The following is a 12,743-nucleotide window of genomic DNA, read 5'->3' on the forward strand; positions in this document are numbered from 1 at the left end:
GGCCGGGCTCGCGGCGCAGGTCGCCGCGGTGCTCGGGGAGGGGCGGCCGAGCAGTTGCGGGCCGATCCCTGGCAGTTGCTGCGGGTCGGCGGGGTACGGCCGGAGCAGGCGGACGGGTTCGCGCGGGCGCTGCTGGGCGCCGAGTGCGGCCCGGACGACGAGCGGCGCGGCCGGGCGCTGACCGTGTGGCTGCTGGAGCAGGCGGCCGTGGCCGGGCACACGGCCCTGGAACTGCCGACGCTCACCGCGGCGCTGGGCCGGCAGGGGGTGCCCGATGCCGAAGCGGCCGTGCAGAGCGCGCTCGCGGAGGGCGAGGCGCTGGCCTTCCAGGACGGGCTGGACGAGACCTCGGAGTCGGACGGGGAGGCCGACGAGGAGGCAGAGGAAGAACGGCCGGTTCGGGTTCTCGTCGGACTTGAGCGGTACGCGCTCGCCGAGGAGAGCCTCGCCGACGGACTGGGGCGGCTGGTCAACTCCGTTCCCAAGCAGGACGGTTCGGCGCAGTCCTGGGAGGAGGCCGCCGCGGCGGCCGGGGGTTCCGCGGGCGAGCTGATCCGCGCGGTCGCCGGGCACGCGCTGGTGCTCCACACCGGTGGCGCGGCCTCGCTCGCCGAACCGGCGGCGCTGCTGCGCGCGGCGCAGGGGCTGGGGCTGCGGGCGTGGGCGGCGGCGCACACTCCGCTGGGCCGGGGTTCGTTCGCGAAGCTGCTGGGCGCGGACTCGCCCCGGGTCGCCACCGTCGCCGGGCTGCTGACCGGGGCCGAGGGTCCCGGGCGGGACGGGGACGGCGCACTCGATCTCGACCTGCTCGTCGTACTCGACGCGCCCCAGCTGGACGTGGAGGCGGCGGCGCTGCTCGCGGAGTCGCTGCCGGACGGGGCGCGGCTGGTGCTGTCCGGTGACCCGGGGGTGCTGTGGTCGGCGGGGCCCGGACGGGTGTTCGCGGATCTGCTGGCGGCCCGGATCTGCCCGCAGATCGCCTCCCGGCAGCCGGACCCCGGCCCGCTCGGCGAGCTGGTCTCGGGCATCGGGATCGGTGAGCTGAACCAGGTCGAGGCGCCCGGCAAGGAGATCGTGATCGTGCCGGTGCGGGACGCCGGGGAGGCCGTGCACCGCACCGTGCAGCTCGTCGCCGACTCGGTGCCGCGCGCGATCGGTGTGCCGCCGGAGGAGACCCAGGTGATCACTCCGGGCCACGGCGGCGCGGCGGGCACCCGCGCCCTCAACGCCGCGCTCAAGGAGCGCCTCAACCCCGGCCCCGGCCGCTTCGGCGGCTTCGACCCCGGCGACCGGATCGCCTACTCCCCCGCGCCGGGCCGCACGATCCCGGGCCACGTGGTGAAGGCCGATGCCGACGGCCTGCACCTGTCCTGCGCGGGCGAGCCGGTGGTCGTGCCGAAGGACCAGGTGGACCGGACCGTGCGCCACGGCTGGGCCCTCACCGCCCACCAGGCGGCGGGCGCCCGCTGGCCCGCGGCCGTGGTCGTCCTCCCCGGCGACGCGACCGCCGCCCTCAGCCGCCCCTGGGTCTACACGGCGTTCAGCCGCGCGGAGCGGCACCTGTCCGTCGTGCACGGCGTGGAAGGGGCGCTGCCGAGAGCGGTGGCCGAGGTCCCGGCCAAGCCCCGCACGACCCGTCTGACGGAGCTGCTGACGCCCCAGGTGGCGGCACGGAGCGAGTAACGCGCGGGCGGCGGCCCCGACCGGGGTGCCGCCGCCCGTCGTCCGGCCCGTGGGCTCGGGTCAGCGGTCCGCGTCCAGAGGTTCCAGGTCGTCCTCGTCGTCGTCCTCCAAGGTCGCTTCGAGGTCGTCGTCCTCGTCCGGTTCGTCGTCGAAGACCGCGCTCACGTCGAAGCGGCAGACCACGTGCTGGGGGTCCACCTGGTCGAACGGGGACTCCAGCCATTCGCCGGGCTCGGCGGGTTCGTCGGCGGCGGTCACCCAGAGTGTGGAGTCGCCCTCCTCCAGGCCGAACTCCTTGTGCCGGGAGGCGATCTCGTCCGGTTCGAACTCGCCGAACAGGATGCCCAGCGCACCGTGGACGGTGGCGGAGGCCTCCGGGTCCGGGTCGTCCGCGGCTTCCACCCGCTCCGCCTGCGCCAGCAGCCGCTGCGGCTCCACCACGGTGTAGTCGCGCCTGATCAGCACGCTCACCGCGTTCGGCTCCTCGGGGCCGAGGTAGGGCGGCAGGCCCTCGTCGGTGCCGGGGATCTCGAAGGGCGTGACCTCGTCGTAGCGGTCGTAGAGCAGCTCGTCGTACGCCTCCGCGGCCGAGGCCAGCTGGTTGAACGCCTCGTAGACGGCCGGGTCGTCCTCCCCCGAGCGGCGTTCGACCGCCGCGAGATGGCGGTCGAGCGCGGCCTTGACCGCCTCGGCGGCGGCGCGTACCTCGGCAGCGGTGGGCTGCGCAGCATCAGACATAGTGCAGACGCTATCCGTACCGGGCCCCAGCCCGCACAATAGATGCGATGCCGGAATACGAATTTGTCGACGTGTACGTACCGCGCGGGGTTTCCCGCAAGGACGCCACACGCCTGCTGACCGACCATGCAGAGTACGGACACTGGGAGTTGGACCGCCTCAGCCTGCTGCGTGACGGAAGCCGCAAGGTGCGGCTGCGCCGCAGGATCATCCGCCAGGTACGCGCCACCTGGTGAGCGCGGACGGAGACGGAGCGGGCCCCGCCGGGGAAGGCGGGGCCCGCTCCGTGCGCGGGGCCGCTCAGGCCGAGGCCCGCGCCTTGCGGTAGAGCACCGTGCCCGCCAGCAGCGCGCCCGCGCCGACCGGGAGGGCGATGCCGAGCGGCAGCTCACTGCCGGTGGCGGCGAGCTGGCCGGGGCCGCCGCCCCGTGCCTCGGTGGCGGAGTCGGAGCCGGCCGAGCCGGTACCGATGTGCAGGTCCGTGCTCGGGCCGCCGTGGGCGGTCACATCGCCGCCGGGCCGGGACGGGTGGCCCGGGGTGCCGGGGCGTGCGGTGCCGTCCGGATTGGCGCGATCGCGCGGGGAGTTCGGGTCGCCCGGCTGGTTCCCGGAGTTGCCGGGCCCCCCGTCCGGGTCGCCCGGGTGACCGGGCCGGTCCGGGCCGCCCGGGTGGTGCGGTGTCCCCCTGCCGTACGCGCCGCCGCCGTTGCCGCAGTCGTTGCCGGTGGTGCCGTTGCCGATACCGGCGACATCGACGCTGTTGCCGCAGACGTTGACCGGTGCGTGGACCGGGACCTCGATGTGGTTGCCGGATGCCACACCGGGCGAGTGCGCGGTGTGACCGCCGGCGTGTGCGCCCCCGGAGCCGCCGTGCTTGCCGGAGCCGCCGTGTTTCGCGCCCCCGCTGTTGACGCAGGTGTTGCCGACCGCCGGGTTGAGCAGCCCGATGACGTCGACCGTGTTGCCGCAGGCGTTGACCGGCGCGTGCACCGGTGCCTGGACCGAGTTGCCGGAGAGCACTCCGGGCGAGTGCGAGGCGGAGCCGCTCGCGCCGGAGTGGGCCTGGGCGGTCCCGCCCGCGGCGGCGATCACGCCGGTCGCGGCGGCCATGGTCATCAGGCCCTTGCGGGTGACCTGTCGCATTGCTGAATTCCTGCCTTCCCCCTCAAGACCCACGCGAAAAAGACCGGTCGGTCCCGGAGCGCATGGCGTGCGCTCCGGGACCGACGGCGTTGGAAACGAAACCTCAGAAAGGCAGCGTCACTTGTTCACGCAGGTGTTGCCGAAGGCGGGGTTCAGCAGCCCGATCACGGAGATCGTGTTGCCGCACACGTTCACCGGGACGTGCACGGGAACCTGGATCACGTTGCCGGACAGGACACCCGGGGAGTGCACGGCGGCACCCTGGGCACCGGAGTCGGCGACGGCCATACCCGCACCCGCGAGAACCAGGCCACCGGTGGCAGCCGCAGCGGCGACGACCTTCTTGATCATTATTCCTCCTTGTTGGCAATGCGATCCCAATCAGCGGATCGCATAGGCAGTAACGAGGAGGGAGTAATGGAGCTACGAGCTTATGGTCGCATTCACTCTTCCCAGTTATTTCCGCACGTGCGGACGAATAGTGGAGTGTCGTTTCAGTGGGCGAATTCAGGCCCCGGTCACGAGGCGTCGAGGAAACGGTCGAGCACGCGCACGCCGAACTTCAGACCGTCCACCGGCACCCGCTCGTCCACGCCGTGGAACATGCCCGCGAAGTCCAGCTCCGGCGGCAGCTTCAGCGGCGCGAAGCCGAAGCAGCGGATGCCGAGGTCGTCGAAGGACTTGGCGTCGGTGCCGCCGGACAGCATGTACGGCACGGCCCGCGCGATCGGGTCCTCGGCGCTCAGCGCGCTCTGCATGGCGTCCACGAGACGGCCGTCGAAGTCGGTCTCCAGCGCCTTGTCGCTGTGCACGTCCTCGCGCTTGACCCGCGGGCCGAGGATGCGGTCGAGGTCAGCGAGGAACTCCTCCTCGTAGCCGGGCAGGAAGCGGCCGTCGACGTGCGCGGTGGCCTGACCGGGGATGACGTTGACCTTGTACCCGGCGCCGAGCATGGTGGGCGCCGCGGAGTTGCGCAGCGTCGCGCCGACCATCTTGGCGATGCCGCCGAGCTTGGCGAGGGTCTCGTCCATGTTCTCGGGGTCGAGTTCGGTGCCGAGCGCGTCGGACAGCTCGTCGAGGAAGGACCGTACGGTCTTGGTGACCCGGACCGGCCACTTGTGCCGTCCGAGCCGGCCCACCGCCTCGCACAGCTCGGTGATCGCGTTGTCGGTGTTGGTCATCGAGCCGTGGCCCGCGGTGCCGTCGACGGTGAGCCGCATCCAGTGCATGCCCTTCTCGGCGGTCTCCACCAGGTACAGCCGCAGCTTCTCGTTCACGGTGAAGGAGAAGCCGCCGACCTCGCCGATGGCCTCCGTGACGCCCTCGAAGAGGTCGGGGTGCTTCCGGACGAGGTACTTGGCGCCGTAGGTGCCGCCCGCCTCCTCGTCGGCGAGGAAGGCCAGGACGATGTCGCGCGGCGGCTTGCGGCCGCTGCGCAGCCGGTCGCGGACGACGGCCAGCGTCATCGCGTCCATGTCCTTCATGTCGACGGCGCCGCGGCCCCACACGCAGCCGTCGGCGATCTCGCCGGAGAAGGGGTGGTGGGTCCAGTCGGCCGCGTTGGCCGGGACCACGTCGGTGTGGCCGTGGATGAGCAGCGCGGGCCGGGAGGGGTCCTCGCCCTCGATCCGGGCGATCGTGGAGGCGCGGCCCTTGTGCGACTCGATGATCCGCGGTTCGAGGCCCACCTCGGCGAGCTTCTCGGCCACGTACTCGGCGGCCTTGCGCTCGCCGGGACCGGAGTGGTCCCCGTAGTTGCTGGTGTCGATCTGGATCAGCTCGCGGCAGAGGTCCACGACCTCGTCCTCGCCGGCGACGCCCTTGGCCGTGTCCGTCCCGCTCACGCTGGTTCCTCCCGCTGTACCTGCTGGTGGTCCCCCTCATACTCCTCCCGCGGACGGCCGGGGCCCAAGACCGCCCCCGGTCCGTCACACGGCGTTCACGCCGGGGCCGGGGGGTGATCGGGTCCCCCTCGAAAGCCTGGTAATGTTTCCTCTGTCGCCGCGGGCAGGACCCGCGCGACAGACACCTTGTCCGGGTGGCGGAATGGCAGACGCGCTAGCTTGAGGTGCTAGTGCCCTTTATCGGGCGTGGGGGTTCAAGTCCCCCCTCGGACACAGAAGCGAGGGCCGCGACCGCGAGGTCGCGGCCCTCGTGCGTTGCGGCGAAGACATGCGCGCTGCGGGGACCGGGCGCGCCGCGGAGGGTGATCATGACCACGCGTTCCTGTCCGTGCGGGCTGCCCGCGGTGTACGCGGAGTGCTGCGGCCGGTACCACGCCGGGGCGGCGGCGCCGAGTGCCGAGTCGCTGATGCGGTCGCGGTACAGCGCCTTCGTCCGGCTGGACGCGGGGTATCTGCTGCGGACCTGGCATCCGCGGACCCGCCCGGGGCAGCTGGACCTCGATCCGCGGATGCGGTGGACGGGTCTGGAGATCCTGGACACCAGCGACGGGTCGGCCTTCCACTCGACCGGGACCGTGACGTTCCGGGCGTCCTACCGGGGCGGTTCGCTGCACGAGCGGAGCCGGTTCGAGCGGGTGGACGGGGCCTGGGTGTACGTGGACGGGGAGTTCCTGGACTGAGGCGTCAGCGGGCGGGTTTCTCCCAGACCGAGACATGCTTGGTGCTCTCGCCGGTGAAGGGCGCCCGGTGCCAGTCCTCCCAGCGGTCGCGCAGGCGCAGTCCGGCGATCCGCGCCATCAGGTCCAGCTCGGCGGGCCACACGTACCGGAACGGGATCGAGGTGTGCTCGGCGCGTCCGTCCACGACGGTGACGTAGTGGGAGCTCATGGCCTGGGTGGCGGGGTCGTAGGTGTCGAAGGCCCACTGGGTCGGGGTGATGCGGAAGGGTACGGCGCTCTGGCCGGGCGGCAGTCTGCGCAGCTCGGGGACGCCGACCTCGACGACGAAGCGGCCGCCGGGGGCGAGGTGGCCGGCGGCGTTGCGGAAGCAGTCGACCTGGGCGTCCTGGGTGGTGAGGTTGTTGATGGTGTTGAACACCAGGTAGGCGACGGTGAACCGGCCCTCCACCCGGGTGGTGGCGAAGTCGCCGACGGTCACGCCGATCGCGTCGCCGCCGGGTTTGGCGCGCAGTCTGGCCACCATGGCCCGGGACATGTCGATGCCGTGCACGGGGATGCCGCGGGCGGCCAGGGGCAGGGCGATCCGTCCGGTGCCGATGCCGAGTTCGAGGGCGGCGCCGTCTCCGGCGAGGTCCGCGAGCAGGTCGACCACGGGGTCCACCGCCTCGGGGCGGAACAGCTCCGCCGCGCCGTCGTCGTAGCCGGCCGCGATCTTCTCTCCGAAGTACCCGTCGTCGTCAAGCACTTGGCGACCGTACCGCCGGGGGCGGGGTGGGTGCGCGGCTATTTTCCGGGGGCCAGGATGTCCAGTTCCTGGAGGGCGCCGACGGTGATCTCGCGGACCAGGTGCTCGGCGCGGGCCGCGTCGCGGGCGCGCACGGCCTCGGCGACCTGGACGTGCAGGGTGACGGCGGCCGGGTCGGGGTCCTCGAACATGACCTCGTGGTGGGTGCGGCCCGCGAGGACCTCGGCGACGACATCGCCGAGCCGGGCGAACATCTCGTTGCCGGAGGCGTTGAGGATCACCCGGTGGAAGGCGACGTCGTGGAAGAGGTAGCCCTCCAGCTGGTGGCCGCGGGAGTGGGCGACCATACCGAGGGCGCACTCGGTGAGTTCGGCGCACTGCTGGGCGGTGGCGTGCTGTGCGGCGAGTCCGGCGGCCACCGGTTCGACGGCCGAGCGCAGCACGGTCAGGGAGCGCAGTTGGTGGGGGCGGTCGGCGCCGGCCAGCCGCCAGCGGATGACCTGGGGGTCGTAGACGTTCCACTCGGACTTGGGGCGGACCGTCACCCCGACGCGGCGGCGGGACTCCACCAGGTGCATGGACTCCAGGACGCGGACCGCCTCGCGCATCACGGACCGTGAACAGTCGAACTGCTGGGCGAGTTCGTCGGTGCGCAACACGCTGCCGGGCGGGTACTCGCCCGCGGTGATCGCGGGGCCGAGGGTTTCCAGTACATGGCCGTGCAGCCCCCGGCCCGTTGTGCTCATGGACACAGCGTACGGCGGTCGTCACGGGAACAAAAAGTCAGACTTATTTGTCACAGGGTCTTGTATTCATCGGACCTAATGGGTTTCAGTGTCCCGGCCGACGTCAGCAGTCGACGTCGCAGGTCGAGGAAGACAGCGAGGCAGTGATGCGTACCTCCCACGTCATCGTCGTGATGGGCGTCGCCGGAACGGGCAAGACCACGATCGGTCCGCTGCTCGCCGCCCGGCTGGGTGTCCCGTACGCCGAAGGTGACGACTTCCACCCGCAGGCCAACATCGACAAGATGTCGGCCGGTGTGCCGCTCGACGACGGGGACAGGTGGCCGTGGCTGGACGCCATCGGCGCCTGGGCCCAGGGGCGGACCGGGCTGGGCGGGGTGGTCAGCAGCTCCGCGCTGAAGCGGTCGTACCGCGACCGGCTCAGGGCCGCCGCACCCGGTGTGCTCTTCGTGCATCTCTCGGGCGACCGGGAGCTGATCGGGAGCCGGATGCGGCAGCGGCAGGGGCATTTCATGCCGACGGCCCTGCTGGACTCGCAGTTCGCCACTCTCCAGCCGCTCCAGGCGGACGAGGCGGGCGTCGTGGTGGATGTCTCGGGCACCCCCGAGGAGATCACCGCGCGCGCCGTGACCGCGCTGCAAGCACTCGACACTCCGTCGTCCCCGACGGCGTGACCCCACCCCCCACGGTCCCCCTCCCCCCGTAACGCAAGGAACTCCCGTGACCAGACTCAGTGTCGAGCTGCTGGCAGCGGACCCCGTCGAGCCCATCACCTCGGCCGGTCACGCCCAACTGGGCATCGCCGTGCTGGCGGGCATCGCCGTCATCGTCCTGCTCATCACCAAGTACAAGCTGCACGCCTTCCTGGCGCTGACCATCGGGTCGCTGGCGCTGGGCGCGTTCGCCGGGGCGCCGCTGGACAAGGCCATCACCAGCTTCACGGCCGGGCTCGGCGCCACCGTGGCCAGTGTGGGCGTGCTGATCGCCCTCGGCGCGATCCTCGGCAAGATGCTCGCCGACTCCGGCGGCGCGGACGAGGTCGTCGACACCATCCTCGCCAAGGCGGGCGGCCGTTCGATGCCGTGGGCGATGGTGCTGATCGCCTCGGTGATCGGTCTGCCGCTGTTCTTCGAGGTCGGCGTGGTGCTGCTGATCCCGGTCGTGCTGATGGTCGCCAAGCGCGGCAACTACTCCCTCATGCGCATCGGCATCCCGGCCCTGGCCGGTCTGTCGGTCATGCACGGTCTCGTCCCGCCGCACCCCGGTCCGCTGGTCGCGATCGACGCGGTGGGCGCCAACCTGGGTGTCACGCTGGCGCTCGGTGTCCTGGTCGCCATCCCGACGGTGATCATCGCCGGTCCGCTGTTCTCCCGGTACGCCGCCCGCTGGGTGGACGTCCCGGCGCCGGACCGGATGATCCCGCAGCGTGCCTCCGAGGAGCTGGAGCGGCGGCCGAGCTTCGGCGCCACGCTGACCACGATCATGCTGCCGGTCGTGCTGATGCTCTCCAAGGCGCTCGTCGACATCGTCATCGACGACAAGGAGAACACCACCCAGCGGGTCTTCGACGTCATCGGCTCCCCGCTGATCGCGCTGCTGACGGCGGTCCTGGTCGGCATCTTCACGCTGCTGCGGCCTGCCGGGTTCGGCAAGGAGCGGGTCTCCGGACTGGTGGAGAAGGGTCTCGCGCCGATCGCGGGCATCCTGCTGATCGTCGGCGCGGGCGGCGGCTTCAAGCAGACGCTCATCGATTCCGGTGTGGGTCAGATGATCCTGGAGATCTCCGAGGACTGGTCGATCCCGGCGCTGCTGCTGGCCTGGCTGATCGCGGTGGCGATCCGGCTGGCGACCGGTTCGGCGACGGTGGCGACGGTCTCGGCGGCCGGTCTGGTGGCGCCGCTCGCGGCGGGCATGTCCACCACCGAGACGGCCCTGCTGGTCCTCGCCATCGGCGCCGGTTCGCTCTTCTTCAGCCATGTCAACGACGCCGGGTTCTGGCTGGTGAAGGAGTACTTCGGGCTGGACGTCGGCCAGACGATCAAGACCTGGTCGGTGATGGAGACGATCATCTCGGTGGTCGCCGGTGGCACGGTGCTGCTGTTGTCCCTGGTGATATAGCCCCTGTCGGGCCCGCCTTCCCGAGGGGAGGGCGGGCCCGTTCGCGTGTCAGGGGCGCCAGAGCGGGTGCTCCCGCTCGGCCCATTCCCGGCTGACCGACCCGGTGCGCATACCGCGGCGGGCCTCGGGGTCGGCGAGGGCCATGCCGATGTGCCCGGCCAGGACGATTCCGATGGTCAGCGCCAGCCAGTCGTGGACGAAGGTGGCACTGGTGCGCCACATCAGGGGCGTGAGGTGGGTGAACCACATCAGCAGGCCGGTGCCGAGCATCACCAGGGTGGCGCCCGCGATCCAGGCCGCGTAGATCTTCTGGCCCGCGTTGAACTTGGCGGCGGGCCGGGCGCCGGGGCTCCGGTCGCGGCGCAGGACGGCGCGCAGCCAGCGGCGGTCGTGCGGGCCGAAGCGGTTGAGGTGCCCCAGGTCGGCACGGAGGGCGCGGGAGGCGAGGCCGGCCAGGAGCGGTACGGGCAGGGCGAGGCCCGCCCATTCGTGGATACGGACCACCAGCTCGCGGCGGCCGACGAGTTCCGCGAGTTCGGGGACGTAGAGGCAGGCGGCGGTGGCCACGCAGGTGAGCATCAGGGCGGCCGTGGTGCGGTGGACCCATCTGGTGGCGCGGCCGAAGCGGCGCAGGTTCGTGGCGGGCGGGGCCGGGGTGTCAGCTCGTGGGGTCATCGTCGCGTCCGTTCGAGCGGCCGACCCAGGCGTCGACGTCGTAGCCGCGCTCCTCCCAGTAGCCGGGCTCCACGTCCTCGGTGACGGTGATGCCGGAGAGCCACTTGGCGGACTTGTAGAAGTACATGGGGGCCACGTAGAGACGGACCGGGCCGCCGTGGCTGTGGCCGAGGTCCTTGTCCTGCATGCGCAGGGCGACCAGGACGTCGGAGCGGCGGGCCTGGTCGAGGGTGAGGCTCTCGGTGTAGACGCCGTCGAAGCAGGTGAAGCGCACCGCCCCGGCCTTGGGGCGCACTCCCGCGGCGTCCAGGAGCCGGGACAGGCGCACGCCCTCGAAGGGGGTCTCGGGGACCCGCCAGCCGGTGACGCACTGGACGTCGCGGACCAGGCGGGTCTGGGGCAGGGCGCGCAGGTCGTCGAGGGAGTACGTCATCGGGCGGTCGACGAGGCCGTCGACGGTGAGGCGGTAGTTCCCCTCGTTCTTGTGCGGCACCGAGGAGGCGACGGAGTAGTAGCGGAAGCCGCCGCCGTTGGGGAGCAGGCCGGTCAGTCCGGTGGGGTCCTTCTCGGCGGCACCGGCCAGGAAGGACTCCATGCCGCGCTGGAGGACGGGCGCCGCGGCCACACCGAGGGCGCCGAGGCCGAGGGTGCCGAGGAAGACGCGGCGGCCGACGGGGGTGCCGCGTTCCTCGGGCTGTTCGGAGTTCACCTGTCCATTCGAGCACTCCCGGCCCGGGGCGGGCCAGGGGCCGGGGGTGCCCGTCAGAGTTCCGTAATCAATCCTCGGCCGCTGCCGCCTTGTCCAGCTGGAAGGCCTCGTTGCCGAGGCCGATGCGGGCGTGGACCTCGGGGTTGCGGGCGCGCAGGACGAGTCCCTGGACGACGCCCGCGAGCAGGGCGAGGGCGAGGATGCCGGGCAGGATCCAGTTCAGGGAGGAGTCCGGTCCGGAGCCGACCAGGACGTCGAAGTCCTTGACGGTGTAGACGACGATGAAGGCCAGCGCGGCGGCGGCGAGGGCGGCGGAGGTGAGCCGCCAGAGCTGGGCGGCCGCGGCGCCCCGGCGGACGAAGAACACCACGACCGACACCGAGGCGACGCACATCAGCAGGGTGACGCCGAGCGCGCCGACGTTGCCCATCCAGGTGAACAGGTGCAGCACCGGCGCCGTCGGGTCGCCGGTGGGCTTGTCGTCGGTGAGCGCGAAGGCGGAGACCACCACCAGCGCGATGCCGGTCTGGAGCAGGGAGCCGGTGCCGGGGGCGCCGCTGGCGCTGGTGGTGCGGCCGAAGGCGGAGGGCAGCAGGCCCTCGCGGCCCATGGCGAAGGCGTAGCGGGCGACGACGTTGTGGAAGCTGACCATGGCGGCGAACATGCCGGTCACGAAGAGGATGTGCAGGACGTCGGTGAAGGTCTCGCCGATCAGGCCCTCGGTGAGGAAGAAGAGCATCCCGGCGCTCTGCTCCTGGGCGGTGCCGACGACGGCGTCGGGGCCGGTGGCGACGGTGAGCGCCCAGCAGGTGACGGTGTAGAAGACGGCGATGCCGCCGATGGCCAGGAACATCACGCGGGGCACCAGGACGTGCGGGCGGCTGGTCTCCTCGGCGTAGACGGGCGCCTGTTCGAAGCCGAGGAAGGCGGCGACGCAGAAGCACAGGGCGGTGCCGATGCCGACGCCGCTGAGGGTGTCGGGGTTGAAGGCGTGCAGGGACAGCCCCTCGGGGCCGGGGTCGCCGAGGGCGGCGACGTCGAAGATGACGACGAGGACGACCTCGATGAGGAGCAGCACACCGAGCACGCGCGCGTTGAGGTCGATCTTCAGCCAGCCGAGCCCGCCGGTGAGCAGCACGGCCAGCAGGGCCGGTATCCACCAGGCGAGGTCGATCTCCAGGTAGGTGGCGAACAGGCCGGAGACCTCGAAGCCGAAGATGCCGTAGATGCCGACCTGGAGGGCGTTGTAGGCGACGAGGGCGAGCAGGGCGGCGCCGGAGGCGGCGGTGCCGCCGAGGCCGCGGGAGATGTACGCGTAGAAGGCGCCGGCGTTGTGGACGTGTCTGCTCATCTCGGCGTAGCCGACGCTGAACAGGGCGAGGACTCCGCCGAGGATCACGAAGAGCAGGGGCTGTCCGACGACCCCCATCACCCCGAAGGTCGTGGGCATGACACCCGCGACGACCATGAGCGGGGCCGTGGCGGCGAGCACCGACAGGAGCAGGCCGGTGGTGCCGAGCCGGTCGGCGCGCAGGGCGCGGTCCTGGCCCTTGAAGGTGCTGATGCCGTCGGTGGGCGGACGGGTCGTCCGGGAACTGCCCG

At 72.0% G+C, this 12,743-nt stretch carries 13 protein-coding genes, 1 tRNA gene and 1 pseudogene; 6 read left to right on the forward strand and 9 right to left on the reverse strand.

Features of this window, described 5'->3' with window-relative positions:
• Window positions 1-1,683, forward strand: a pseudogene (locus GA0115233_RS37960) (helix-hairpin-helix domain-containing protein); the annotation flags it as partial.
• Window positions 1,684-1,743: 60 nt separating this feature from the next.
• Here the strand turns inward: GA0115233_RS37960 and GA0115233_RS37965 are convergent.
• Window positions 1,744-2,421 carry a hypothetical protein gene (locus tag GA0115233_RS37965; protein WP_093725063.1) on the reverse strand — a complete coding sequence of 226 codons (678 nt, stop codon included), beginning with the start codon at window positions 2,419-2,421 and terminating at the stop codon, window positions 1,744-1,746.
• Window positions 2,422-2,468: 47 nt separating this feature from the next.
• Between GA0115233_RS37965 and GA0115233_RS37970 the strand changes: the two genes are divergently transcribed.
• Window positions 2,469-2,657, forward strand: coding sequence for a DUF5703 family protein (locus tag GA0115233_RS37970; RefSeq protein ID WP_030053310.1), 189 nt, complete (start codon window positions 2,469-2,471; stop codon window positions 2,655-2,657).
• A gap of 64 nt (window positions 2,658-2,721) precedes the next feature.
• On the opposite strand, the gene GA0115233_RS42280 is transcribed toward GA0115233_RS37970, so the two are convergent.
• The 3 genes from GA0115233_RS42280 to GA0115233_RS37985 all read right to left on the reverse strand — a co-directional run bounded on the left by GA0115233_RS42280 (window position 2,722) and on the right by GA0115233_RS37985 (window position 5,408).
• Window positions 2,722-3,564 carry a chaplin gene (locus tag GA0115233_RS42280; RefSeq protein ID WP_093725065.1) on the reverse strand — a complete coding sequence of 281 codons (843 nt, stop codon included), beginning with the start codon at window positions 3,562-3,564 and terminating at the stop codon, window positions 2,722-2,724.
• Between the two features lie 117 nt (window positions 3,565-3,681).
• Window positions 3,682-3,915: a chaplin ChpH gene (gene chpH / locus GA0115233_RS37980; RefSeq protein ID WP_093725067.1), complete on the reverse strand. Its 234-nt coding sequence runs from the start codon at window positions 3,913-3,915 to the stop codon at window positions 3,682-3,684.
• A gap of 167 nt (window positions 3,916-4,082) precedes the next feature.
• The gene (locus GA0115233_RS37985) at window positions 4,083-5,408 is read right to left on the reverse strand and encodes a M20/M25/M40 family metallo-hydrolase (protein ID WP_093725069.1); all 1,326 of its coding nucleotides are present in this window, start codon (window positions 5,406-5,408) and stop codon (window positions 4,083-4,085) included.
• A gap of 188 nt (window positions 5,409-5,596) precedes the next feature.
• Between GA0115233_RS37985 and GA0115233_RS37990 the strand changes: the two genes are divergently transcribed.
• Window positions 5,597-5,681: transfer RNA gene (locus GA0115233_RS37990), tRNA-Leu, on the forward strand.
• A 95-nt stretch (window positions 5,682-5,776) separates the two neighbouring features.
• Window positions 5,777-6,148 carry a YchJ family protein gene (locus GA0115233_RS37995; RefSeq protein ID WP_093725071.1) on the forward strand — a complete coding sequence of 124 codons (372 nt, stop codon included), beginning with the start codon at window positions 5,777-5,779 and terminating at the stop codon, window positions 6,146-6,148.
• A 4-nt stretch (window positions 6,149-6,152) separates the two neighbouring features.
• Here the strand turns inward: GA0115233_RS37995 and GA0115233_RS38000 are convergent, their stop codons facing one another.
• Together GA0115233_RS38000 and GA0115233_RS38005 are read right to left on the reverse strand one after the other, a co-directional pair.
• Window positions 6,153-6,893: a class I SAM-dependent DNA methyltransferase gene (locus tag GA0115233_RS38000; protein ID WP_093725073.1), complete on the reverse strand. Its 741-nt coding sequence runs from the start codon at window positions 6,891-6,893 to the stop codon at window positions 6,153-6,155.
• A gap of 38 nt (window positions 6,894-6,931) precedes the next feature.
• Entirely contained in the window at window positions 6,932-7,639 is a 708-nt protein-coding gene (locus GA0115233_RS38005) for a FadR/GntR family transcriptional regulator (protein WP_093725075.1), read from the reverse strand.
• A gap of 146 nt (window positions 7,640-7,785) precedes the next feature.
• On the opposite strand from GA0115233_RS38005, the gene GA0115233_RS38010 reads away from it, so the two are divergent.
• Both GA0115233_RS38010 and GA0115233_RS38015 read left to right on the forward strand, forming a co-directional pair.
• Window positions 7,786-8,313 carry a gluconokinase gene (locus GA0115233_RS38010; RefSeq protein ID WP_176712089.1) on the forward strand — a complete coding sequence of 176 codons (528 nt, stop codon included), beginning with the start codon at window positions 7,786-7,788 and terminating at the stop codon, window positions 8,311-8,313.
• A 46-nt stretch (window positions 8,314-8,359) separates the two neighbouring features.
• The gene (locus tag GA0115233_RS38015; RefSeq protein ID WP_093725079.1) at window positions 8,360-9,757 is read left to right on the forward strand and encodes a GntT/GntP/DsdX family permease; all 1,398 of its coding nucleotides are present in this window, start codon (window positions 8,360-8,362) and stop codon (window positions 9,755-9,757) included.
• A 48-nt stretch (window positions 9,758-9,805) separates the two neighbouring features.
• Here GA0115233_RS38015 and GA0115233_RS38020 read toward each other — a convergent pair whose 3' ends face one another.
• The 3 genes from GA0115233_RS38020 to GA0115233_RS38030 form a co-directional block, all read right to left on the reverse strand.
• The gene (locus GA0115233_RS38020) at window positions 9,806-10,432 is read right to left on the reverse strand and encodes a cytochrome b/b6 domain-containing protein (RefSeq protein WP_093725081.1); all 627 of its coding nucleotides are present in this window, start codon (window positions 10,430-10,432) and stop codon (window positions 9,806-9,808) included.
• Window positions 10,416-11,141: a molybdopterin-dependent oxidoreductase gene (locus GA0115233_RS38025; RefSeq protein WP_093725083.1), complete on the reverse strand. Its 726-nt coding sequence runs from the start codon at window positions 11,139-11,141 to the stop codon at window positions 10,416-10,418. Before GA0115233_RS38025 ends, GA0115233_RS38020 begins: the two co-directional genes overlap by 17 nt.
• Before the next feature lie 67 nt (window positions 11,142-11,208).
• Window positions 11,209-12,705 carry an APC family permease gene (locus tag GA0115233_RS38030; RefSeq protein WP_255310493.1) on the reverse strand — a complete coding sequence of 499 codons (1,497 nt, stop codon included), beginning with the start codon at window positions 12,703-12,705 and terminating at the stop codon, window positions 11,209-11,211.
• Window positions 12,706-12,743: the final 38 nt, after the last annotated feature.

The sequence above is a fragment of the Streptomyces sp. DI166 genome (assembly GCF_900091315.1).
GTDB classification, from domain to species: Bacteria; Actinomycetota; Actinomycetes; order Streptomycetales; family Streptomycetaceae; genus Streptomyces; species Streptomyces fuscus.